The sequence below is a fragment of the Fundidesulfovibrio sp. YSD1 genome (assembly GCF_055397115.1).
Map to the genome: position 1 here is coordinate 234,477 of NZ_AP043666.1, position 23,895 is coordinate 258,371.

At 66.0% G+C, this 23,895-nt stretch carries 18 protein-coding genes and 1 tRNA gene; 11 read left to right on the plus strand and 8 right to left on the minus strand.

Translation table 11 applies throughout. The features are described from left to right. Positions 1-38 precede the first annotated feature (38 nt). The 3 genes from ACZ5V4_RS01185 to ACZ5V4_RS01195 form a co-directional block, all read right to left on the minus strand. Positions 39-1,772 (minus strand): proline--tRNA ligase, encoded by a 1,734-nt coding sequence (locus ACZ5V4_RS01185; RefSeq protein ID WP_464316354.1) that lies wholly within the window; start codon positions 1,770-1,772, stop codon positions 39-41. Beyond that, positions 1,763-2,869: a flavodoxin-dependent (E)-4-hydroxy-3-methylbut-2-enyl-diphosphate synthase gene (gene ispG, locus ACZ5V4_RS01190; protein WP_464316355.1), complete on the minus strand. Its 1,107-nt coding sequence runs from the start codon at positions 2,867-2,869 to the stop codon at positions 1,763-1,765. The genes ACZ5V4_RS01185 and ispG overlap by 10 nt, the downstream gene beginning before the upstream one ends. Positions 2,870-2,976: 107 nt before the next feature. After that, on the minus strand, positions 2,977-3,636 hold the full coding sequence (locus ACZ5V4_RS01195; RefSeq protein ID WP_464316356.1) for a phosphoadenosine phosphosulfate reductase family protein: 660 nt from the start codon (positions 3,634-3,636) through the stop codon (positions 2,977-2,979). Between the two features lie 53 nt (positions 3,637-3,689). Between ACZ5V4_RS01195 and ACZ5V4_RS01200 the strand changes: the two genes are divergently transcribed. The 4 genes from ACZ5V4_RS01200 to ACZ5V4_RS01215 all read left to right on the plus strand — a co-directional run bounded on the left by ACZ5V4_RS01200 (position 3,690) and on the right by ACZ5V4_RS01215 (position 8,236). Then, positions 3,690-4,130, plus strand: coding sequence for a pyridoxamine 5'-phosphate oxidase family protein (locus tag ACZ5V4_RS01200; RefSeq protein ID WP_464316357.1), 441 nt, complete (start codon positions 3,690-3,692; stop codon positions 4,128-4,130). 63 nt (positions 4,131-4,193) lie between these two features. Next, a tRNA-Arg gene (locus ACZ5V4_RS01205) sits at positions 4,194-4,269 on the plus strand. A 595-nt stretch (positions 4,270-4,864) separates the two neighbouring features. Next, positions 4,865-5,659, plus strand: coding sequence for a transporter substrate-binding domain-containing protein (locus tag ACZ5V4_RS01210; protein ID WP_464316358.1), 795 nt, complete (start codon positions 4,865-4,867; stop codon positions 5,657-5,659). Between the two features lie 39 nt (positions 5,660-5,698). Beyond that, positions 5,699-8,236, plus strand: a complete 2,538-nt coding sequence (locus tag ACZ5V4_RS01215) for an ATP-binding protein (protein WP_464317855.1) — start codon at positions 5,699-5,701, stop codon at positions 8,234-8,236. 149 nt (positions 8,237-8,385) lie between these two features. Here the strand turns inward: ACZ5V4_RS01215 and ACZ5V4_RS01220 are convergent, their stop codons facing one another. Further along, positions 8,386-10,719 carry a lactate permease LctP family transporter gene (locus ACZ5V4_RS01220; protein WP_464316359.1) on the minus strand — a complete coding sequence of 778 codons (2,334 nt, stop codon included), beginning with the start codon at positions 10,717-10,719 and terminating at the stop codon, positions 8,386-8,388. 1,130 nt (positions 10,720-11,849) lie between these two features. Between ACZ5V4_RS01220 and ACZ5V4_RS01225 the strand changes: the two genes are divergently transcribed. The 4 genes from ACZ5V4_RS01225 to ACZ5V4_RS01240 all read left to right on the plus strand — a co-directional run bounded on the left by ACZ5V4_RS01225 (position 11,850) and on the right by ACZ5V4_RS01240 (position 15,107). Further along, positions 11,850-12,782 (plus strand): putative sugar O-methyltransferase, encoded by a 933-nt coding sequence (locus ACZ5V4_RS01225; protein WP_464316360.1) that lies wholly within the window; start codon positions 11,850-11,852, stop codon positions 12,780-12,782. 54 nt (positions 12,783-12,836) lie between these two features. Next, on the plus strand, positions 12,837-13,610 hold the full coding sequence (locus tag ACZ5V4_RS01230) for a TylF/MycF family methyltransferase (protein ID WP_464316361.1): 774 nt from the start codon (positions 12,837-12,839) through the stop codon (positions 13,608-13,610). Positions 13,611-13,629: 19 nt separating this feature from the next. Further along, a complete protein-coding gene (locus ACZ5V4_RS01235; protein ID WP_464316362.1) occupies positions 13,630-14,661 on the plus strand; it encodes a hypothetical protein in 1,032 nt (343 codons plus the stop codon). A 98-nt stretch (positions 14,662-14,759) separates the two neighbouring features. Further along, the gene (locus ACZ5V4_RS01240) at positions 14,760-15,107 is read left to right on the plus strand and encodes a hypothetical protein (RefSeq protein WP_464316363.1); all 348 of its coding nucleotides are present in this window, start codon (positions 14,760-14,762) and stop codon (positions 15,105-15,107) included. 58 nt (positions 15,108-15,165) lie between these two features. Here the strand turns inward: ACZ5V4_RS01240 and ACZ5V4_RS01245 are convergent, their stop codons facing one another. Continuing rightward, positions 15,166-15,537, minus strand: coding sequence for a PilZ domain-containing protein (locus tag ACZ5V4_RS01245; protein ID WP_464316364.1), 372 nt, complete (start codon positions 15,535-15,537; stop codon positions 15,166-15,168). Positions 15,538-15,810: 273 nt separating this feature from the next. On the opposite strand from ACZ5V4_RS01245, the gene ACZ5V4_RS01250 reads away from it, so the two are divergent. Beyond that, positions 15,811-16,539, plus strand: coding sequence for a pseudouridine synthase (locus tag ACZ5V4_RS01250; protein WP_464316365.1), 729 nt, complete (start codon positions 15,811-15,813; stop codon positions 16,537-16,539). A gap of 10 nt (positions 16,540-16,549) precedes the next feature. On the opposite strand, the gene ACZ5V4_RS01255 is transcribed toward ACZ5V4_RS01250, so the two are convergent. Then, positions 16,550-17,521, minus strand: coding sequence for a hypothetical protein (locus ACZ5V4_RS01255; RefSeq protein WP_464316366.1), 972 nt, complete (start codon positions 17,519-17,521; stop codon positions 16,550-16,552). A 79-nt stretch (positions 17,522-17,600) separates the two neighbouring features. Between ACZ5V4_RS01255 and ACZ5V4_RS01260 the strand changes: the two genes are divergently transcribed. Both ACZ5V4_RS01260 and ACZ5V4_RS01265 read left to right on the plus strand, forming a co-directional pair. Beyond that, entirely contained in the window at positions 17,601-19,031 is a 1,431-nt protein-coding gene (locus tag ACZ5V4_RS01260) for an RtcB family protein (RefSeq protein ID WP_464316367.1), read from the plus strand. Positions 19,032-19,056: 25 nt separating this feature from the next. After that, positions 19,057-21,369: a response regulator gene (locus tag ACZ5V4_RS01265; RefSeq protein WP_464316368.1), complete on the plus strand. Its 2,313-nt coding sequence runs from the start codon at positions 19,057-19,059 to the stop codon at positions 21,367-21,369. 67 nt (positions 21,370-21,436) lie between these two features. On the opposite strand, the gene ACZ5V4_RS01270 is transcribed toward ACZ5V4_RS01265, so the two are convergent. Both ACZ5V4_RS01270 and dapB read right to left on the minus strand, forming a co-directional pair. Then, on the minus strand, positions 21,437-23,101 hold the full coding sequence (locus tag ACZ5V4_RS01270; RefSeq protein WP_464316369.1) for an NAD+ synthase: 1,665 nt from the start codon (positions 23,099-23,101) through the stop codon (positions 21,437-21,439). Next, positions 23,098-23,883, minus strand: coding sequence for a 4-hydroxy-tetrahydrodipicolinate reductase (gene dapB, locus ACZ5V4_RS01275; RefSeq protein ID WP_464316370.1), 786 nt, complete (start codon positions 23,881-23,883; stop codon positions 23,098-23,100). Before dapB ends, ACZ5V4_RS01270 begins: the two co-directional genes overlap by 4 nt. Positions 23,884-23,895 lie beyond the last annotated feature (12 nt).

Sequence of the window (23,895 nt, forward strand, 5' to 3'; positions counted from 1 at the left end):
CGCGACGCTCGCTTCGGCGGCGATCCGGCCCGGAGGGTTCACCTGGCCTCCCACCCCGCCAGAACGCCCGCGCGCCAGGCCGAGAAGGCCTCGGCGAAGCCCTCGACGGGCAGCTCGGACTTCTCGCCCGTGCGGCGATCCTTGACCTCCAGCACGCCGCGCGCCAGGCCCTTGCCGCCCACGACCACCTGCATGGGGAAGCCCATGAGGTCGATGTCCTTGAACTTCACGCCCGGGCGCTCGTCTCGGTCGTCAAGCACCGCCTCGATGCCCTGCCCGTTCAGCCAGGCGTAGATCTCCTCGGCCTTGGCCATGGGCTCGCCCTTGGTGTCCAGGCAGACCACGGCAACCTCGAAGGGAGCCAGGGCGGGCGGGAACTTGATGCCGAACCCGTCGTGGTTCTGCTCGATGCAGGCCGCCACCACGCGCGACACGCCGATGCCGTAGCAGCCCATGTACACCAGGCGCTCCTTGCCCTGCTCGTCCAGGATGGCGGCGTGCATGGCCTCGGAATACTTGTAGCCCAGCTTGAACACGTGGCCCACCTCGATGCCCTTGGTCAGGGTCAGGGGCGTGGCGCACTTGGGGCAGGGGTCGCCCTCGGTGACGGAGCGCAGGTCCACGTAGTTGGTCAGCAGCACGTCGTCGTCCAGGTCCACGTGCATGTAGTGCGCGTCGGCCTTGTTGGCCCCGACCACGTAGTCGGAGTCCATGGCCAGCTCGCGGTCGGCCAGGATGGTCTTGACCACGTCGGCACTCAAGCCCACGGGCCCGGCGAAGCCCACGGGGGCCTTGGTCCACTGCACGACCTGCTCCGGGGTGGCCAGGGAGACGTCCTGGGCGTTCAGGGCGTTTTTCAGCTTCACCTCGTTGAGTTCGCGGTCGCCGCGCACCAGGGCGGCCACGGGCTGGCCGTCCACGTCGTAGAGGAGCGTCTTGACCACCTTGCTGGCCGGAATCTTGAGGAACTCCGCCACTTCCTCCACGGTGTGCCTGCCCGGGGTGGAGACCAGGGTGCGCTCGGGGAAGTTGACCGGCTTCTTGCCCACAACGGCCACGGCCTCGGCCTTCTCCAGGTTGGCCCCGTACTCGCAGGCCGGGCAGGCGGCGATCGTGTCCTCGCCGGTGCTGGCCAGGACCATGAACTCATGCGAATAGTTTCCGCCGATGGAGCCCGTGTCGGCCTCCACGGCCCTGAAGCGCAGGCCCAGGCGGGTGAAGATGCGGCAGTAGGCGTCGTACATGGCCTTGTAGCTGGCCAGGGCCCCCTCCTCGTCCTTGTCGAAGGAGTAGGCGTCCTTCATCACGAACTCGCGGCCGCGCATCAGCCCGAAGCGGGGCCGGATCTCGTCGCGGAACTTGGTCTGCACCTGGTAGAGGTTCAGCGGCAGCTGGCGGTAGGAGCGCACCTCGTGGCGGATCAGGTCCGTGACGACCTCCTCGTGCGTGGGCCCGAGGCAGTAGTCGCGGTCGTGGCGGTCCTTGAAGCGCAGGAGCTCCTTGCCGTAGAACTCCCAGCGGCCCGTCTCCTGCCAGAGGTCGGCGGGCTGCACGCCCGGCATGAGGATCTCCAGCGCCCCGGCGCGGTCCATCTCCTCGCGCGTTATGCGCGCGGCCTTGTTCAGGGACTTGAGCCCCAGGGGAAGGAACGTGTAGATGCCCGAGGTGAGCTTGCGGATCATCCCCGCGCGCAGCATGAGCTTGTGGCTGACCACCTCGGCGTCGGCCGGGTCTTCCTTGAGGGTCGGGGCGTAGTAGCGGCTTAGGCGCATCTGTCTTCAAACTCCTGTATGATCTGATCGAGTTCCTTCATGAATTCGGCAAGGACCGAGGCTTCTCCGCGCACCTTGCGCACCACCTCGCCCTTGCGAAAGATCACCGCGCAGTCGCGGCCTCCGGCCAGCCCGATGTCGGCCTCGCGGGCCTCGCCCGGACCGTTGACCACGCAGCCCATCACGGCGACCTTGATCGGGGCCTTCACGTGGCGGAGCTTCTTCTCCACGGCCTCGGCCATGCCCGCCAGGTCGATCTCCGTGCGCCCGCACGTGGGGCAGGAGATCATCTCCGGGCCGCGCGAGCGGATGCCCAGGCAGCGCAGGATCTCCCAGGCGGCGTCCATCTCGTTCAACGGGTCGCCAGTGAGCGACACCCGAAGCGTGTCCCCGAGGCCCAGCCAGAAGAGGATGCCCAGCCCCACGCCGGACTTGGCCGCGCCGCGAAGCGGCGTGCCCGCCTCGGTGATGCCCACGTGCAGCGGGTAGTCCACCTTTTTCGCCAGCAGGGAATAGGCCGCGATGGTGGCGGGCACCGAGGAGGACTTGAGCGAAATCTTGATCTGGTCGAAGCTTTCGTCCTCCAGCAGGCGCACGTGCCCCAGCGCGCTCTCCACCATGGCCTCGGGGGTGGGGCCGCCGAACTTCTCCAGGAGATTCTTCTCCACCGAGCCCGAGTTGACCCCGATGCGGATGGGCGCGCCCCGCTCCCTGGCGGCGCGGACAACGGCCTGGACCTTTTCGTGCCCGCCGATGTTGCCCGGGTTGATGCGCAGCCCGTCCACCCCGGCCTCCAGCGAGGCCAGGGCCAGGCGGTAGTCGAAGTGGATGTCCGCGATGACCGGGATGGGCGAGGCGGCCTTGATCTCCTTCAGCGCCCGGGCGGCCTCCTCGTCGGGAACGGCCAGGCGGATGATCTCGCAACCGGCCTCGGCCAGGGCCAGCACCTGGGCCGTGGACGCGGCCACGTCGCGGGTGTCGGTGTTGGTCATGGACTGGACGCGGATGGGGTTGTCCCCGCCGAGAAGCAGGTTGCCCAGGCGGATGACCCGCGTCTTGTGCCGGATGATGGGCGATGCAGTCTGTGCGTGGCTCATGGGAGGCAGGAAAGTAGCGGATTTCGACGCCAAAGCCAATCGAAACAAGGCCGTTTCCCGCTTCCGGAGCGGCCCCTACGTGCAGGCCCGCAACGGCCCGTGAACGTTCAGAAATAGCCCAGGGCGCGAAGTTCGGCCATGCGGGCCTCCTTCTCCTGGTCGCGGCCCGCGCGCTCGGCCTGGGCGAAGCCCGCCCGGGACGTGCACGGCACGCAGCCCAGCGACCGGTAGCCCTGGTCGTAGAGTTCGCAGTACGGCAGCCCGGCCATGGAGGTGTAGGCCCAGACGTCCATCTCGGTCCAATGGAGGATCGGGTTGGCCTGGACGTAGCCCTCGCGCTCATCGAGGAGGGCAAGGTCCGTGCGCGAGGGGTTCTCGTCCGCGCGGATGCCCGTGAAAAGGACCGCGACCCCGGCCTCGGCCACGGCGCGCCTGAGCGGGCGCACCTTGAGCGCGCCGCAGCAGGCCAGCTTGTCCAAGGCGATTTCGGCCGGGACGTCCGCCGGGTCCGGGCGGGCAATGGCGAGGTCCACGCCCCACTCCCGGGCGATCCTGTCCCGGAAGGACAGGATCTCCGGGAACTTGTGCCCGGTGTCCAGGTTGATGGTCCTGGCCGGGCCTCCGGCGATCTCGCGCCAGAGGGCGAGCACAACGGTGGAGTCCTTGCCGCCGGTCCAGGCCACGGCCATGCCCGCCGTGTCCCTCCCTGCGGCCAGGGAGCGCAGGAATTCGCGGGTCTCTTCGAGCTTGTCTTGCAGGCTTCGCATATGTTCAGCTAGTCGTTGAGGTTCCTGTTTCTTTTCAAGCGAGGAGGCCCCCCATGCAAGCCGTCCCCGAACACATCGCCCGCTTCGTCCTGGAGCGGGACCTGTGCGTGCTGTCCACGAGTTCGCCCGGAGGCGAGCCGCACGCGTCGCTCATGGCCTACTCGGCGGAGCCGGGCCTGCGATACATCCATATGGCCACGCCTGCAAACTCGCGCAAGTGGGCCAACCTGACGGCGAATCCGCGCGCGGCCCTGCTGGTGGACGACAGGGACACGGCCGGGTCGCGGAACTCCGTCCGGGCGCTGACCGTGCTCGGCGTGCTCGACCCGCTCCCCGGCGAGGCCTCGAAAAGGAAGGTCCTCGATCTCCTGGGCGCGAAGTTCGGCCACCTGAAAGATTTTTTCACCGGGCCGGACATGGAGGTGATCCGCTTCAGGCCGCTCCAGCTCTTGCTTTTACGAGGAGCGAAGGATGCGGAGTTCATCGAGCTGTAAAAAAGTCGAAAAGATTGCTTGACGGAAAGGGGCCAAGTCTTTAAACACCCTCTTCTCGACGACGCGCCCGTAGCTCAGCGGATAGAGCGCCGGACTACGAATCCGTAGGCCACAGGTTCAAATCCTGTCGGGCGCACCAACGAAAACAGGGACTTAGGCAACGGCCTAGGTCCCTGATTTCGTTTGGGCGTTTTCGCCCGGTTTTGCGCTCCCATCCATCCCCTTCCGGTCCCATCCCCCTCACTTGGCCCATGGGAAGTTCGCCCGGGCCGGTCTGTTCAACCGGACCATTCTCCCAGCCCATGCGTGCTGAACGAAGGCTTGTGCAGGCAGTAGAGGTTTACTCCCTGTTTTACTGGCAGCCACTGCCCATCTTTCCGACGACCAGGGTAGAATACCCGGACCAATTCCCCCTTGATTTTTAAAATGAAAAGACTGATATATAATTAAAACGTAGAAATACACCTGCCCAGTCAGGCCCGGACTGAATCGCCAGACAGGAAAAACAGTTCGGCCGGACCGCCCGACATGGCGGACCGGCCAGGAGGACAAGAACGACGCATTCAACCCCAAGCCCGGCATGACGCCTGCTTTCCCCGCCGGAAGAACCAACGGCCGATCACAGGAGCCCACCCATGAGAACCAGCCTTCCTGGCGCAAAACCGGCACTGCTCCTCTTGCTCTGCTTCATCTTCCTGTGCGGGACAGCCCTCGCCGCCCCAAACGACCTTGACATGGTTAAACGCACCGGTACGTTGCGCCATCTTGGCGTAGCCTACGCGAACTTCGTGACGGGCCTCGGCGACGGGCTCGACGTGGAGCTCATGCAGTTGTTCGCCAAGCGTCTGGGCGTGAAATACGAATACGTGCCAACCAACTGGGACGACGTGCTGACCGACCTCACGGGGGTCACGTTCGAGTTGAAGGGGAACGACTTCAAGATAACCGGAAAGACGCAAAGCAAGGGAGACGTCATCGCCAACGGGTTGACCATACTGCCGTGGCGGCACAACATCGTCGATTTCTCCGTCCCCACCTTTCCCACGCAGGTCTGGCTGATAGCCAGGCCGGACTCGAACATCACCCCCATCAAACCCACCGGCGACATCAACCAGGACATCGCCCTGACCCGGGCTAAGCTCAAGGACGTCCGCGTGCTCTGCAAGACGGGCGGCTGCCTCGACCCCGCGCTCTACAACCTCGAGCAGACCGGGGCGAAGCCCAAGATCTTCCCCGGAAGCCCCAACGACCTGGCCCCGGCGGTGATCATGGGCGAAGCGGAAACCACCCTGCTCGACGTCCCGGACGCCCTGGTGGCCTTGCAGAAGTACCCCGGAAAAATCAAGGTCATCGGCCCTATGAGCGAAATGCAGGACATGGCCGTCGGCTTTGCGAAAGACCAGAAGAAGCTGCTCGAAGCATTCAACACCTTTTTCGCGGACCTGAAAAAGTCGGGGGAATACGACAGGCTCGTGAAGAAATACTATCCTCTGGTGTACATCTACTTTCCGGAATTCTTCAGCAAATAACGGCTGCCCGCCGAGTGATGGAGCGTTCGAGTGAAAGAAATGCGCACCAGGATGTCCGCCGCGCTGAAGGCGATCCGGGACAACTCTCTCGTATCGGGGTCGGTTGTCCTGCTGGTCGTGATGATCGCCATCCTGATATGGCTCAATCACACGTCAAATACCGAGCGCAATCGCAACGCACAAGAAGAGTTCAAGGACGACGCCCGCAAGATAGCCTCGTTGATCGATTACTTTCTCTACGAGCGCGTAAACGACATCAAGAACCTGTCCGACAGCAGGCAGGTGCTGACCTACTTCGAGAACGAGGCCCTGGGCATGTCCGTGGCCTACGGCCTGCTCGCCAGCAGGATGGGCATCGACGACGAATTCTCGCGGTTGATCCAGGACCGCCGGATCGGCAACGTTTTGATCTATTCGCGGCTGACGCTGTTCGACATGGACGGGAACATCATCGCGGACATCCCCGCCCGGGGCGGCGGCAACCAGGGAACCGCGCCCGGCCCGTCCGGGCTGGAACGCTTCACCGGAGACGACGGCCAGCCGGGGTTCATCCAGGTTGATTTCTCCGCCGAGCCGGCCAGGATCATCCTGCGCCACCCGGTGCTCGTAAACAACCGGCAGGCCGGGCACCTGGTGGCCGTCCTGGATTTCGCCTCGCTGCTCACGCCGCTGGTCAACGCGCCTCAACTGCACAACCACCGCGTCCTGTGCATCGCCGCCCCCAAGGGGCCCGTCGCCTACCTGTACGGCGGGGACCGCTTCGACCTGGGACCGCTCAGCCCCGGCCTCGCTCCGGCGGCGGACTTCGCCAAGGTGCCCTTCCCCCCGGGCATCGCGCGGACCCCGGATGTCGCCGGGCTCTACATCGTCGTGCGCGCCAGGGTCGGGGAAACCCCCTTGAGCGTCATCTCGGCGATCCAGGCGAACGAGCTCTTGGGCACCATCCCCCCCTGGTTCACCACCAGCGTCATCACATTGCTTTGCCTGATCATCTTCGCCGCGATCCTGATGCTCATCAACTCGAACTACAAGCAGCTCGCCCTCGAGAGGCTGAAGCTTCTTTTCGAGAACGCGGGCGACGCGATCTACCTGACCGACTCGAGCGGACGCCTGCTGGAAGTGAACCAGGAGGCGGAACACCAGACCGGCTTCACGCGCGGCGAGCTTCTGGGCAAGTCCCTGACGGACCTCGACCCGGACCTCTCGAAGGAAGGCATGGCCGCGCTCGCCGGGCAGCTCTCCCGCCAGCCCCGGGCCACCATGGAGGCGCGCCACCTTCGCAAGGACGGCAGCTCGTTCCCGGTGGGCCTGAGCATGGTCTGCCTCGAGTCCGAGGGCCGGGACTTTCTTTTGAGCATCGCCCGCGACATCAGCGAACGCAAACGCTTCGAGGCGGCCATGATCGAGGCCAAGGAGCAGGCGGAGAGCGCCAGCCTCGCCAAGTCGGAGTTCCTGGCCAACATGAGCCACGAGATCAGGACGCCGATGACGGGCGTGCTCGGGATGCTCCAGCTTCTGGAGACCACGCCCCTCGACGACGAGCAGAAGGAGTACGTGCTCGCGGCGATCAAATCCTCGCGCCGCATGACGCAACTGCTCGTCGACATCCTGGACCTGTCCAGGGTCGAGGCGGGCAAGCTGATGATCCAGGAGGCCCCTTTCGAGATCAGGAAGATGAAGGAGTCCGTGCTGGAGTTGTTCGCCGACGCGGCCAGCCAGAAGGGGCTCGACTTCGATTTCCGCATCGACGCGCGGGTGCCCCCCATGCTCGCCGGCGACGAAACGCGCCTGCGCCAGATACTGTTCAACATCGTGGGAAACGCCGTGAAATTCACCACCGCGGGCCGCATACTGATCGGCGTATCCTTGTTGAATGGCCAGGCAGGCGCTGCGTGCAAGCTGCTCTTCACCGTGGAGGACAGCGGGATCGGCATCCCCGACGACCTCCTGAAGGTCGTCTTCGAGCCCTTCGTCCAGGGAGTGAACACACGGCGGCGCGACTTCCAGGGCGCGGGGCTGGGCCTCTCCATCGTGCGGCGCCTGGTGGCCCTGATGGGCGGCGACCTGTGCATCGACAACACCGAATCGAGCGGCACGACGTTCTACATCTCGCTTCCCTTCTCCGTCCCCCCCGCCGCTCCGGCCGAGGCGGAAGGCGCGAAACTCGGGCCCGAGCCGCCGAGCCCCGCCTCCCCCGCCATCCTGCTCGCTGAGGACGAGTTGGTGAACGCCATCGCGATCTCGCGGCTGCTCGCCAAGTCCGGCTACGGGGTGACCAGGGCCGTGAACGGATTGGAGGCGTTGAAGCTCCTGTCCGAGCAGGACTTCGACCTCGTGCTCATGGACATCCAGATGCCCATCATGGACGGCATGGAGGCCACGCGGACCATCAGGACCGCGAAGGAGTACGAGGCCAAGGCGAAAATCCCCATCATCGCCATGACGGCCTACGCCATGACCGGCGACAGGGAGAAATTCCTGGCCGCCGGGATGGACGACTACATCTCCAAGCCGGTGGACATCGCCGTGCTCAAGGAGATCATCGCCAGGGCCATGTCCGGGCGCCGCGCCCCCTGAACGCGAGACGGCGCCCCCTGCCCCGGGGCGGGCCCTGAAGCCCGCCGACGGGAGGAAGCGCCGTCAATTCTCGCGCCGGCCCGGGGCCGCGCGATCTATGCCTCGTCATGTCCGCCAAGCGAACGCGCATTCGCTTGACGGACGCCGCGTCAGCGCCCCGCGAAGTAGATGCTGCCCAGGTACACGAACACGCCCAGGAACGCGACGTAGACGATGCAGTACTTGAGCGTCTGGTTCAGGAGCTTTCCTTCCGACCCCACCAGCCCCGTGGCCGCCGTGGCCACCGCGATGCTCTGCGGCGAGATCATCTTGCCCCCGGTGGCTCCGGCCGTGTTCGCGGCGGCCAGCCAGTAGGGGTTGATGCCGGTCTTGGAGGCGACCTCCACCTGGAGCTTGCCGAAAAGCACGTTGGCCGAAGTGTCGCTGCCGGTGACGAAGGTGCCGAGCGCCCCGATCAGCGGCGAGATGAACGAGAAGTAGTGCCCCGTGGTCTTCACCAGCACCACCGCTATGGCCGAGATCATGCCGCTGTAGGCCATCACCTTGGACATGGACACGATGCACAACACCGTCACCGTGGACATGCAGAGCTTCTTCACGGTGTGGAAGAACACCTGGACGATCTCCGCGATCCGCGCGCCCTGGATCAGCCCACCCACCAGCGTGGCCAGGATGATCAGCGTCCCGGGAGTGGCGATCCACTTGAACACGAAAGGCGCGGCGTCCTTGCCCTGGTAGATCGTCACCGAGGTCTTCACCTTGGAGAGCGCGGCGAAGACCGGCTCCACCACCGGGCTCGTGCCCACGATGAACACGAGCACCAGGATGTAGGGCAGCCAGGCCAGAAAGCCCTGCCTGAAGGTGATGCGAGCCTTGGCCGCCGATTCGGGGCGCTCCTCCTTGTAGAAGGCCTTGGCGATGAGGATGGTCACGGCCATGCTGCAGATGCTCCCGGCCAGGGCGGGCAGTTCCGCGCCCAGGAACCTGGCGCACAGGAGTTCGGGGATGGCGAAGGCCGCGCCCGAGGCCAGGGAGATGCCCATCACGCCCTTCAAGCCCTTGAAGCTCCTTGTGGTCAGCACCACGAGCAGCGCCGGGATGACCACGATGAACAGCGTCAGTTGCAGCGCGATCTGGTAGCTCAGGATGTTCACGTCCAGGTTGGTCAGCTGGGCCAGGGTCAAGACCGGGATGCCGATGGCCCCGAAGGCGGTGGGCACCGTGTTGGCGGTCAGGCAGATGAGCGCGGCGAACAGCGGGTCGCAGCCGAGCGCGGCCAGGATGCTCGCCGGGATGGCCACGGCGGTGCCGTACCCGGCCACCGCCTCCAAGAACCCGCCGAAGCCCCAGGCCAGGATGAGCACCTGGATGCGCCGGTCCGTGGTGATGCCCGCGAGCATGTCCTTGATGGTGTCCATGCTCTTGGTGTGCAGAGCCATGTTGTAGGTGAAGATGGCGGCTATGATCACGATCATGATCGGCCACAGCCCAAGGGCCATGCCCTCCAGCGCGGCAGTGGAAACGGAGAGCAGGGGCATCTTGAACACGAAGAACGCGAGCATGGCCGTGGCCGCCAGCCCGATCATGGTGGCCCTGTGCGCGGGCATCTTCAGGACGCCCAGGGAGACCATGAGCCAGGCGATGGGGATGAGCGCCATGGCGAAGAGGGAGTACACGCGCGCGGCGCTTTCGGTATACTCGCCGCAGCCGATCCAGAGGGTGTCGTCGACCTTCACCACGTAGGACGACTTCTGCCTGCCGTCCCACTCGTAGTCGTACCAGCCGCCGCCCTTCTTGACCACGGCGATCATGTCCTTGATGAATTCCTTGCCGTCGGCGTCCTTCATGTCGAGGAGGTTCTTGCCGATCAGGTTCGGATGCGTGGTCAGGGCCTTGTTCACCCCGCCGAAGTCGTAGGCGAAGATGTACAGGCCGCGATCGACGAAGAGCCCCTTGGGGTTGTTGAACTCGGCGACGGCGCGGTCCTTGCCCTTCTTCTCGATGTAGGCCAGGGCCTTCTCCACCATGGCCACGGCTTCGTTCTTGTAGTCGCCGCTGCCGATCCAGAGGGAGTCGTCCACCTTCACCACGTAGGAGGACTTGTCGTGGCCCTCCCATTTGTAGTCGTACCAGCCTCCGCCGCCCTTGGCGACCTTGATCAGGTCCTTGATCATGTCCTTGCCGTCGGCGTCCTGCATGTCGATCAGGTTCTTGCCGACCAGGGCGGGGTTGGTGGCCAGGGCCTTGTTCACTCCGTAGAAATCGTAGGCGAAGACGTACAGGCCGTTTTTCACGAACGGCCCGTCGGGGTCGTTGAACGCGGCGAGAGCCTTCTCCTTGCCGTTCTCCTTGATGTAGGCCTGCGCCCTTTCCACCAGGGACACGACTTCCTGCTTGTAGTCCTTGGGCTCTATGGCTTCGGGCCCGTCTTCCCGGGCCTCGGCGCTGTCCTGCGCCAGAGCGCCGCCCTTCAGCGCGGGCACAAACGCCAACAGGAGCGAGGCCAACAAGGCAAGCGCGAGGGCGCGCGCGGCACGGTCAAGGCATTTCGATGCGTGGGCGATTCGACACATAATCACTATCCTCTGTATTGTTCATGGGCAGCCAGCCGCGCATGCGGCCAGCACCCTGATGATTGCCGCACCTGCGGATTCGACGCTCGTCGTGCGTTGTGATCGGTTGGGGGCCGCCAGCCCGGTGCGGGATGACGTCAGGGCGTTCGCGGGAAAATCCAGGTCCGGCTGGGCAGGAATTCGGGGAACGTGGTGTCTGGCGCGGATCCAGGCAACGCGAGTCTGCGGGCGACATGCAAAAGCAACAGACATGCCACAAACTGAAGGTGAAAAATCAAACGTGATTTCGAACGAATGGAGAATATACTTTTTGAGGCGAAATATACGCCTTCGTCATTTGTATGGGAAAATGGACGGCCGTCACTGCACCAATGTCACAGCGCGACGCACCAGTCATCCTGGATGATGCCGCTGCGTTGCAATTGAATGCAGCGAACGATCAAGGACAAGTCTTTAAAAACAGACCAGATCGGACACCTGGCAACCGGCTTCGAACAGGAGAAGCCAACAGGACGACATTTTCTGTTCGATTTCACTGACGAAACAAGACGTCCGGACACGCCACCTCCCGGAGGCAGCCCTGCCATCCCAGGCCACCGGAAGACGAAAAACGACAATACCGTCAAATACGCGGCTGCATTCCCGCAATGGCCCAGGGCGAAATCGCGCAGCAGGCAGGCGAAGCACCAGTCGCGCCCCTGCGGCGAAACATGCATCGGGATGCGTTCACCGTGGCGGTGGCGATCGCCGGCCGCACCCGGGAGCCGCATCCACCCCACCCGTCAGGCAAGGCCCGGAGCGGCCGTCCCAGGGTTTACAAGGCGCAATCCATGGGCTAGAAACATGCAAAATGCATTGTGATCGGGCGCAAACGTTCAAAGGAAATCTCAGGCATTGCTCTACCGAAAATTCCTTTTACGTCCACGCAGTGGCTGCGGAGAGCTCCCAGAAGCAATAGTGAACGGCACCTGAACACCTTACTCAGCGCAACACATTTCCCCACCACCTCGCCACAATCTGCGACACCACCGGAACACGCCATGAGAAATGAATTGGTGGAAAAGCTCCACGGACTGATAGACAGCAGAAACGCACTGACCGACCCCTCGCTGAAGCCATCGGACTACTGGGCTGATTTTTGCAATTATTTCAAATATGTGTTCAAGCTTGACGCCGACGAACTGAAATACATCAGGCGGCACACCTACCATCTCACGAGCGACATATACCAGCGTTACTATTTCGCCTCGAAGGAATACAAGCAACTCATCCTCTCGGGGTTCGACCTCTTCTCGGGCCTGCTCGGCGGGTTCGTCTACGACGAAACGGAATACGGAATCGGAGTCGAAGGCCCCCTCTGCCGGGTCAGCCACGACTCCTTGCGTTACCTGGGGATACTTGTCGACTTGCAGGAGTCGCCTTTTCCGTTGCATGCCCCGCAAACCGTCCTCGAGCTCGGTGGAGGCTACGGAGGCTTGGCCCGCTGCCTCCTGACCTACAACAAACAGTGCAGCTACTGCATATGCGACCTTGAGGAAACGCTTTTCTTCTCGTTCGTTTATCTTTCGAACATGCTCGGGGAAGACAAGGTGCATTTGATCGAACACAGGCTCGACCAATCCGCCATGGCCCCAGGGAACGTATACTTGACCCCACAGTCCGCGATACACAACATCGACGGCATCTCTTTCGACCTCACGATAAACCAGCAATCGCTTCAGGAAATGAAGAGATCGCAGGTATTCCGTTATATCGACTTCATCAAAAAACACTCGCGTTATTTCTATTCGTGCAACCTCGATTCGCACGAACCCGGCATCGCCAGGGAAAAAGGCCTCGTCGAGAACCTTACCGGCGAATTGACCGCCTTTTTTGGCCCTCCCGCATGGAAAGGACGAGTCCCCGAGATTCAGCACAGCTTCGGCGACCACATCCCGAGCATCGACCGGTTGCTGTATTCGTGCGGCGGGTGACGGCTCGCATCATGCTCCATGCCCTCAACAATCACCGTCTCGCAGGAGACCACAATGCTGAACAAGTGTGAAACGGCGTCCCTGTACCTGGATCTCCTGAAGAAAACCCTCACGGACTACATTCACGTGGGCCCCGACGACGGAACGGTGTTTCACCATGTCGTGGATCCCGACTACGAGGAACGCCTGAAGAGCAGGCGCGAGGGCCGTGATTGGCCCAAGCGCGCCGAAACCATGGTCGGCCTGCTGCGGCTCGATAACCTGCAACATTGCCTCGAGAGCTGCATCGAGGATGAAATCCCCGGGGACTTCATCGAAACCGGCGTCTGGCGGGGCGGCGCGTGCATCTTCGCCCGCGCCGTGCTGAAGGCGCACGGGGTTTCCGGCAGGAAGGTCTGGGTGGCGGACTCCTTCCAGGGCCTGCCCCAGCCCAAGCCCGAGCAATTCCCCCAGGACGCCGGGGATGTCCACCACACCTACGAAAACCTGAAGATCAGCCAGGAGTCCGTCAGGCGCAATTTCGAACGCTACGGCCTGCTGGACGAACAGGTCGAGTTCCTTCCCGGCTGGTTCCAGGACACACTCCCCGGCGCGCCCGTGGAGCGCATCGCCGTGGCCCGCCTGGACGGGGACATGTACGAATCGACCATAGTCGCCCTGGAGGCGCTGTACGACAAGGTCTCTCCCGGGGGCTACATCATCATCGACGACTACAATTGCGTGCCGGGCTGCCAGGCCGCCGTGGACGATTTCCGCAAGGCCAGGGGAATACGCGAGGAGCTTCGCACAGTTGACTGGGCGTGCAGCTTCTGGAGAAAAGCGCGGTGACGGGCCGCATCGTCCCCAGATGAAACGCGCCCCGAGCCGCTGGGTCCGCGAGGCGAGGGCGCTCGCCGCGTGCGTCTTCGCCGTGGCTGCGGCCCTGGCCTTCGCCTCCAGCGCCTTTTGCGAGGAGCCCCTCACCCTGCCCATCCTCGACCAACTCCCCGACGGACGGCGCATCGGGCATTGGATCAAGCTCCAGGCCGGGGGCGGCGAGCCCTGCCTGGCCCTTTTGGACACGGGCTCCAAGGGGCTTATGATCCGCGCCGAGCGCATGGGCAAGAACGTGGCGCGCACGGGCAGGCGCATGCGCCAGGGATTCCAGGACGGCACTGTCTTCGAGGGCGAGGTCGTGCGCGTGCCGCTAAGGCTCGGCCCGGCCGTCAGCTCCGAGCCCATCTTCGCCCTGGCAGTGGACAAGGCCTACTGCCGCAAGGACCGCCCCGACTGCCCCGCCGACGCGCTGTGGAAATCCCCCGTGGCCGGGATCATCGGCGTGGGCCTGGGCGGAACGACGGCCCTCGACCACCCCTTCGAGTTCTTCGGCGCCCCGCGCTCCAACGGGTTCATGGTCCGGGGCGCGGGCAAGGGCAGCGCGGCGGCCCTGACTCTCGGGCTCTCGAGCGAGAGCAGGAACGGCTTCGCCATGTTCTCCTCCCGGAAGGGCGAGACGCGCGCGACCAAGCGCGACGGGTTCTTCACCGGCAACTCCGTCCACGGCTGCCTCGCGTTCGAGGACGGCTCCATCCCGCGCCAGTGCGGCAGGATACTTTTCGACACCGGCAGTTCGCTGAGCCTTGTGCGCGTGGCGGACATGCCGGCCCCTCCCGCCCTGCTCCCCGGCGGCGTGGTGCCCGCGGGCAAGGCCTTCAGGCTTTCCATCGACGGCCTGCCGGACATCGCGGCCACCACCGACTTGGCCCCCTGGTCGGAGAGGATCGTGCTCGCCCGGGACGCCAAGGGCGGAATCATCCTGGGCGGCGGCGTCTTCAGGCGGCTGGACATCCTCTACGACCTGAAGGCCCAAGCCATCGGCCTGCGCCCGGCGGCCCGCTGACGCGCGCGGCTCCGGGCAATGCGCGCTTGGCAAGCGCGCCTTTCGGACGCTATGAAGAGAGACTAGGCTTTTCCAGGCCCACAAGAGGATTTTCAGGCATGAGCGAACAGTCGGCTTTGGATACGGTCAATTCCCTGCTCCAGACCCTCGGGCTCAAGGTGACCCACGCCTTCGAGGACATATACTTCGTCGAGCACAACCTTTTCCTGGTCATCGACGCGCGCGCCGACGGCCTGCTCCTTTTGTGCTTCAACCGCGAATGCCCGCCGGACAAGGCGGCGCTGGCGGCCCTGACGCTCTACGCCAGGGCGGAGGAACTGGGCCTGGAGCTCGGGCTCTCCGGCACCTACCTGGTCGAGGAGATGCCCGGCCAGGAGATCAAGCTCCATTTCCATCCGCAGCAGACGGTGAAGGACGAGCACGCAGGCAACGGCGTGACGCATTGAGCCGGTTTCCGGACCACGGCGCGGCCCTGACGGCAACGCGGGCCTGTTCCGGCTCGGATCACGCTCCCGGCGGGCGCTTGAAGGCGGGGGTGGCGAGTTCCTTGTCGATGGCGTCGGGGTCCAGGGAGTGGTAGCGCACGAGGTTGCGCAGATGGAAGAAAGCCTGTTCGTCCATGCCCTCGAAGTCGAGCGCCAGGCCGTTGCCGTCGTTGCGGACCATGCGCGCCTCGACGCGGAAGGTCAGGCTGTCGGTGAGCTTGAAGATCACCACGCAGTCCTTGAGGCAGCAGACCCTGGGCTCGGGATCGCAGAGCATGCCCTTGAGGCTCAGGTTGCGGACCTTCACCGGGAATCTATCAAGGCCGCCGCAGGACAAGACGGCCTCCACACTGCTGGGCACCCTGCTGCGCCTGCGTTTGTCCTGCACCATGTAGCCCCCCTCGTCCTCTGGCGGGTTGATCCGGCGTTATCGAACGTCGCCCATCATTATCAGGAATAACCCTCGCGTCAATCTGGGGAAAATCCCCTGTCCGATTCTCCGGCGTCCTTCCCGGCCTCTAGACCCGCCTTTTGCGTCGAAAAGCCCCGGCCGGGGCTGGCGCGCCGGGGCCTCGGGTATTATGATGCCCGGATGCGCAAGCCGAACAGACCAAACCCGCAGTCCCTTCCCCCAGCCTCCGGCCCCGCCGGGGACCAACCGGGCGTGCGCCTGAACAAGTTTCTCGCCCAGGCGGGCGTGTGCTCCCGCCGCGCCGCCGACGAGATGATCGATTCGGGGCGCGTGAGCGTCAACGGCAGCCCGGCCGGCCTCGGAACCGCCGTGCGCCCCGGCGCCGACGACGTGCGCGTGGACGGCAGGCCCGTGGGTGCCCAGGACGACGGCCAGCACCTCTACTTCCTGCTCAACAAGCCCGTGGAAGTGGTCACCACGGCCAAGGACCCCCAGGGCAGACGCACGGTGCTGGACATCATGGCGGACAAGTCCCAGGGGCGCAGGCTCTTCCCCGTGGGCAGGCTCGACTATTTCTCGGAGGGGCTTCTGATCCTGACCACGGACGGCGAGATGGCCAACCGGCTCATGCACCCGCGCTGGCACCTGCCCAAGCGCTACCGGGTGACGGTGCGCGGCGCGGTGGCGGACGCGGCCCTGGAGCCCATGCGCCGGGGCATGACCCTGGCCGAGGGGGAGGAGCTCGCGCCCGTGAAGGCGCGCGTGGCCCGCTCGGACGCACGCGCGAGCGTGGTCGAGATGGAGCTCGTGCAGGGAGTGAACCGCCAGATCAGGCGCATGTGCCGCGACCTGGGGCTGACCATCCTCAAGCTCGAGCGCCTCGGGCAGGGGCCGCTCAGCCTGGGCAGGCTGGCCAAGGGTGAGAGTCGCGCGCTGTCCCTCGACGAGATAGCTGCCCTGCGCTCGGCCGTGGGGCTCTAACCGGCAAAGGTCATATGGGCAGCCTGGCCGCCTCGCGCCCGAGCTGCGCCAGGCGCCTCGCGCGCTGTGCGCTTTTCTCCACCGAGGCCCTGGCCTTGGCGTCGCGGATGTTCAACTGGATGGTTTCGAGGGCTGTAGCGGCCTCGTCCAGCCGTTCGGCCAGGCGCGCGAGCTCCGCGCGGCCGGACCCGCCGTGCGTCTTCTCCACCGCTTCCTTCATCTCGCCCGCGTCGGCGAGCGCCCGATCCACGGCGCGAACGTAGGCCCCTGAAAGAAATCCCTTCTCCTGGGCGGATACGCCCTGGGCCTGCGCCCAGGAGGCAGTCTCCGAGGCCTGGCGCGCGAGCACCCCGCGCTCGCGCTCCATGGCGAGCGCGTACGTGGCCCGCAGGCTCGAGGCCGTGTCCCCGGCGGCCTGGGCCTTGAACGCGGCCTGCTCCGAGACCTCGAGGGACGCGAACATCAGGTCGAAGTCCTTGGCGTACTTCTCCACGGTTCCGGCCTGGGCCACGCCGGTCATCTCGATGCGCCCGAAGCGCGTGAGCACGATGGCCTGGTAGTATTCGAGCCCCTGCCCGCCCTGCGGGGAGAGCCAGCAGACCAGCACGCGCGCCGCCGGGTCCAGCCGGGACTGCTTGAGCTGGTACTTGTCCGGCGAGACTGTCCAGAGTTCGGAGAACTCCAGCGCCTTGTCCCCGGCCATCAGGTGCAGGACTCCCTGCGGGGTGGGCACGCGCACTTCCTTGACCACCAGGGTGGGGTAGCCCTTGCCCGTGTCCGCCGCGTCCTTGTGGGCGATGACGCTCACGCGGCCGTCCTCGCCGCCCGCGCGCTGCTTCACGCTCCAGCCCGGAGGCAGCTTCAGGCGGTAAGAGCCGTCGGAAGCGGCCAACTCCGTCTCGGAGCCGTCCCCGGAAAAGGGCGCGGACCCCATGCAGGCGGTGAGGGTCAGGGACAGAAGCAGGACTAGGATCGGGCGCATGATGTGGTCTCCTCGGGTAAGGGGCAATGCGCCCGCGCCGGGGCTTTTGTCAAGCCGGTGATTGGTGTATGGGGCCTTCATGGACATGGGCCTGCTGGAGAAAGTCGACGCGTGGCGCTGGCGGATGCCAAGGCGGGGGGCGATGCGCGTCCCGGCGCTCTTCATAGGCTCGCGCGAGCTCGTGCACGCCATGGACGACGCCACGGCGCGCCAGATAACCGGGGTCGCCGGGCTGCCCGGCATCGTGGGCGAGGCCTGCGTCATGCCCGACGCCCACATGGGCTACGGTTTCCCCATCGGGGGCGTGGCCGCCTTCGACCCGGACGAGGGCGGCGTGGTCTCCGCCGGGGGCGTGGGCTACGACATCGCCTGCGGGGTGCGCACCCTGACCACGGGCATCCACGCGGATGAGCTGGCCCCGGTGCTGGAAAAGCTGGCCGACGCCCTGTTCTCGGCCATCCCGGCGGGCGTTGGCGGCACGGGGGCGCTTGTGCTCAAGGGCAGGGACATGGACGCCATGCTCACCGGCGGCGCGGTCTGGGCCGTGAAGCAGGGTTTCGGCGAAAAAGCCGACCTGGAGCGCGTGGAGGACGGCGGCATCGCCCACGGCGCGGACGCCTCCCTCGTCTCGGACCAGGCCAAGAAGCGCCAGCTCGCCGAGACGGGCACCCTGGGCTCGGGCAACCACTACCTGGAGATCCAGCTGGTGGAGGAGATTTTCGACCCGGGCGCGGCCCAGGTGCTGGGCCTGGCCCCGAACGAAGCTCTGGTGAGCATCCACTGCGGCTCCCGAGGGCTCGGCCACCAGGTGGCCTCGGACTTCCTGGACAGGATGCGCAAGGCAGCGCCGAAGCACGGCATCACCCTGCCGGACGCGGAACTCGCCTGCGCGCCCCTGTCCTCCGGGCTCGGCCGGGAGTACCTTGCCGCCATGCGCGCGGGCATCAACTGCGCCCTGGCCAACCGCCAGGTGCTCACGCACTTGGCGCGAGAGGTCTTCGCCCGCTTCTTCCCGGCGGCCAGGCTGCGGCTTCTCTACGACGTCTCCCACAACACCTGCAAAGAGGAAGTCCACACGGTCGAGGGCAGGCCGCGCTCGCTCTTCGTGCACCGCAAGGGGGCCACGCGCGCCTTCGGCCCGGGCCATCCCGCCCTCCCCCCGTGGCTTCAGGATATCGGCCAGCCCATGAGCGTGGGCGGCAGCATGGGCACGGCCTCCTACATCCTCACGGGCGCGGCTTGCCTGCACGAATGCTGTTTCGCCTCGGCCTGCCACGGCGCGGGGCGCGCCATGTCGCGCTCCCAGGCGCTCAAGCGCTGGAAGGGCCGCGACGTGCTGGAACAACTCGCGCGAAACGGCATCGTCGTCCGCGCCCACGGGTTCAAGGGCTTAAGCGAGGAGGCCCCCGGGGCCTACAAGGACATCGACGCCGTGGTGGACAGCGCCGAGGGCGCCGGGCTCGTCTCGCGCACGGCCCGGCTGCGCCCTCTCGCCTGCATCAAGGGTTAAGTTTGCATTGAGTTGAAAAGTTGGTATGAGCCCTCAATCCATGCCCAACTCGCCACAAGACTCACCGGCGCTGCGCGTCCTCATCATCGAGCCCTCCCCGGAGTTCGCCCTCTCGCTCGAAAACAGGCTCCAGGGGCTGCGGTCAGGGGCCTTCAAGCGCTCCACGGCGGCCACCGTCTCCGAGGCATGGGAGGCCCTGGCGCTGGAGAGCTTCGACCTGATCCTGGCCGGGCTGCCCCTGCCCTCCCCTCCGGGGGCGGACCTGGGCGAGCTGGCCACTGTTTTTTCGCATCTGCCCGTGGTCGGGTTCAGCGACTCGGGCTCCACACATTTCCTGCACCCGTCGCTCGGCGGCAACGTGACCATCGTCCTGCCGCGTTCGCGCCTGGACAACCACCTGCTGGAGCAGGCCATCCGCGCCGCCGTCAACCAGGCCGGGCTCTGCCGCAGGCTGGGCTTCGCCGAGGAGACGCTGCTCTCCTCGGACAAGCGCTTCCAGAACATCATCGTCAACAACGCCGACGGCATCGTGGTGGTGGACCTGAGCGGGCGCATCCGCTTCCTGAACGCCAGCGCCGAGGAGCTTTTCGGGGCCAGCGCCGAGGAGATGGTCGGCGAGCGCTTCGGGCACGCGCTCATCCCGGGGTCGAGCATGGAGATCGAGGTCACCTCGCGCGACGGCGTGCTCAAGACGCTGGAAATGCGCGTGGTGCAGTCGCGCTGGGACGCGGGCGAGTTCGTCTACCTAGCCTCGCTGCGCGACATCAGCTCGCGCAAGCGCCTGGAGCGCGACCTGACCACCATGAAGGAGGCCGCCGAGGCCGCCAACCGCGCCAAGAGCCAGTTTTTGGCCAACATGAGCCACGAGATTAGGACGCCCATGAACGGCATCCTGGGCATGACCGAACTGCTCCTGGCCAGCGACCTCACCCGCAAGCAGCGCGACTACCTGGACATGGTCCGCCAGTCGGCCAGCTCGCTCATGGAGATTTTGAACGACATCCTGGACTTCTCCAAGATCGAGGCGGGAAAGCTCGAGATCGAGGACCAGCCCTTCGACCTGCACGCCACCATCCGCAGCGCCATCCGCATCTTCACCGCCCTGGCCCAGAACAAGGGCCTGACGCTCGGCTACAACATCGCCGACAACGTGCCCAGGAAGGTGCGCGGCGATTCGGGAAGGCTCAGGCAGGTGATCGTCAACCTGGTGGGCAACGCCGTGAAGTTCACGGCATCGGGCACCGTCCACCTCAAGGCGGCGTGCCTGGAAGGCTGCTCTCCGGACGACCCCGGCAAGGCCCTCCTGCGCATGAGCGTGACCGACACCGGCCCGGGCATCGCGCACGCCAAGCTGGACACGATCTTCGACAGCTTCACCCAGGCCGACAACTCCATCACCCGCAAATACTACGGCACCGGCCTGGGACTGGCCATCTGCCGCCAGCTGGTGCAGCGCATGGGCGGCAGGATCTGGGTGAACAGCGAGGAGGGCCGGGGCAGCGAGTTCACCTTCGAGGTCAAGCTGGCCAAGGCCCAGGAGGACGTCCCCCCACCCGCGCCCAGGTCCGCCGCCACGGGCAAGGTCCGGCCGCTGACCATCCTCCTGGCCGAGGACAACCTGATCAACCAGATGTTCGCCACCGAAATACTGGAGCAGGACGGGCACAGGGTCATCGCCGTGGCCAACGGCGCGGAAGCCCTTGAGACCCTCTCCCGCCAGAAGGCGGACGTGGTGCTCATGGACATCCAGATGCCCGAGATGGACGGCCTGGAGGCCACGCGCCGCATCCGCTCGGGCGAGGCCGCCGGAGTCCCCAGGGACCTTCCCATCATCGCCATGACCGCCCACGCCCTCAAGGGCGACCGGGAGCGCTTCCTGGAATCGGGCATGGACGGCTACCTCTCCAAGCCCGTGGGCTCCGAGGAGATCCAGGCGGCCCTGCACCAGGTGCTCTCGCGCGCGGGCGCGGATTCAGACAAGGAGGCGGATTTGCCCGGACCGCTCATTTTGAACGAAGCGTGGCTGCTCGAGAAAGCCAGGGGCAACCGCGATTTCCTGAAGAAGCTCTTCGCCGTGTTCGTGGAACAGCAGCCCCGCAAGGCTGAGGAGATGCGCTTGGCCGTGGACACCGGCGACCTCAAGGAACTGGCCTTCATGGCCCACACCCTCAAGGGCGGGGCCGCCACCATGGGCGCGGAGGTGCTCAAGGAGCGGGCCTTCCTGGTGGAAAAGGCCGCCAAGGACGGCGACGCCGCCCAGGCCGGGCAGGAGCTCGACGCCCTGACCGGCGAACTGGAGGCCACCATGCAGGCCATGCGGCGCTTCATGGACAGTTAAGCCGTCCAGGGGCAGGCACTGTGTCCCTGGCGGGAGAGGCACGGAGAGGGCAGCGCCCTCTCCGCTCTCAGCAGGGCACCCGGCAGGCCACGGGCATGCGCCAGCCCGTGCCGAAGGCCCTGTCGGTGATCTTGAGCCCGGGCGCGGCCTGGCGACGCTTGAACTCCGCGCCCTTGACCAGCGAACACACCTTGCGCACCACCTCCCTGTCGAACCCGGCAGCCGCGATCTCCTCAACGGACATGTGCAGCTCCACCCGAAGCTTCAGGATGGCGTCCAGCTCCTCGTAGGGCGGCAGGCTGTCCTGGTCGGTCTGGCCCGGGCGAAGCTCGGCCGAGGGGGCCTTGTCGATCACCGCGCGGGGGATGACCTCGCGGCCCTTGGCGTTCACGTATTCGGCCAGCCGGTAGACCATGGTCTTGGGCACGTCGGAGATCACGGCCAGCCCGCCGGACATGTCGCCGTAGATGGTGCAGTAGCCCACGGCCAGCTCGGACTTGTTGCCCGTGGTCAGGAGCAGCGACCCGAACTTGTTGGACATGGCCATGAGCAGGTTGCCCCGGATGCGCGACTGGACGTTCTCTTCCGTCACGTCCTGGGCGCGCCCGGCGAACGGCCCGGCCAGGGCCTCTTCGAAGCGCTCCATGATGGGCTCTATGGGGATGGTGTGCGTGGCCACGCCCAGGCGCACGGCCAGGTCCAGCGAATCGTCGATGCTGCCCTGGCTGGAATAGGGGCTCGGCATGAGGACCCCGGTGACGTTTCCCGGCCCCAGGGCCTCGGCCGCGATGGCGCAGGTCAGGGCGGAGTCGATGCCGCCCGAGAGCCCGAGCAGCGCGCCCTTGAAGCCGCACTTGGCCGCGTAGTCCCTGACGCCGAGCACGAGCGCGCGCCAGGCCTCGGATTCGGGCGAGAAGTCGTCTGGCTCGATGCGCCCGGGTTGGGGCTTCGCGCCTTCCGTGAGCCCGGCCAGGTCCACCACGAGCACGTCTTCCCCGAAACCGGCGGCCCTGGCGGCCAGCCTGCCCGAGGCGTCCACGGCCATGGAGCGGCCGTCGAAGATCAGGTCATCGTTGCCCCCGGCCTGGTTGCAGTAGAGCACGGGCAGCCCGTACTTGCGCGCGGTGCTCGAGAGCATCTTCTCGCGCATGGCCTGCTTGCCCAGGATGAACGGCGAGGCCGAGAGGTTGAGGATGGCGTCGAGCCCCTCCTCGGCCAGGGCCTCCACGGGGTCGGCGGCGTAGCGCCTGGACTTCCAGAAGTCCTTGTCGTTCCAGATGTCCTCGCAGATGGTCACGCCCAGGCGCAGCCCCCCGGCCTCCAGGTAGCCCAGGCAGCCGCCGGGCTCGAAGTAGCGGTCCTCGTCGAAGACGTCGTAGGTGGGCAGGAGCTTCTTGGGGAAGTACGCCCCCACTTCGCCGTCCTTCAAAAGCGCCGCGCAGTTGCGCAGGGGCCTGCCCTCGGCAATCCCGGTCCTGGCGGCCACGCCCGTAAGCAGCATGGGGCCGTCCTCGAGCGCCTTGGCCAGGCGGCCCAACTCCTTTGCGGCCTCGTCCACGAAGGCGGAGGAGAGCAGCAGGTCGCGCGGGGGGTAGCCCGTGAGCGCGAGTTCCGGCGTGATGCAGAGCCGCGCCCCGGCCTGGGCCGCCTTCCTGGCGGCGGCGGCGATCCTCGCGGCGTTGCCCGAGAGGTCGCCCACCACCGTGTTCACCTGGAGAAGGCCGATTTTCACCGCAGCATGTCCGACATGGAGTGCAGCCTGCCGGGCTTCTGGCTCCCGATCCACAGGGCGGCCCTGAGCGCGCCCCTGGCGAAGGTCTCGCGCGAATGGGCGCGGTGGGTCACCTCGATGCGCTCGCCCTGGCCCAGGAAGTAGACGGTGTGGTCGCCCACCACGTCGCCGCCGCGCACGGCCACGATGCCGATCTCGCGCTGGGTGCGCGCGCCGATGATCCCTTCGCGGGAGCACTTCTTCACGTCGTCGAGGTCCTCGCCCCGGGCGGCGGCGATGGCCTGGCCCAGCTTGAGCGCGGTGCCGCTGGGCGAGTCGGCCTTCTTGTTGTGGTGGATCTCCATGATCTCGAGGTCGTAGGCCGGGCCAAGGGCCTCCACCAGCTTGGGCAGCACCTGCACCAGGGCGTTGACGCCCACGCTCATGTTCGGGGCCCAGAAGATCTGGCCGTGCACGGCCGCGGCCTCCAGCTCCTTGACCTGGGCGGTGGTGAAGCCCGTGGTGCCGATGACCGCCGGGTTGCCCAGGCGCGTGGCCGCGTTGGCAACCTTGAGGCTCGACTCGGGGGCGGTGAAGTCGATGATCACCGCGCCGGGGCATTTGGCGAAGACGTCCTCCATTTCAACGCCGCGCACGCAGTCGTAGCGGTTCAGGGCCTGCGCGTTCTGTGGCCTCTCCACCACTCCAGCCAGCCTGTAGGCGGGGTCGGCCATGGCCAGCCCGGCCAGGGTCTGGCCCATGCGCCCTCCGGCGCCCATGATGATGACGTCGCACACGCTCATTGTGTCCTCGCA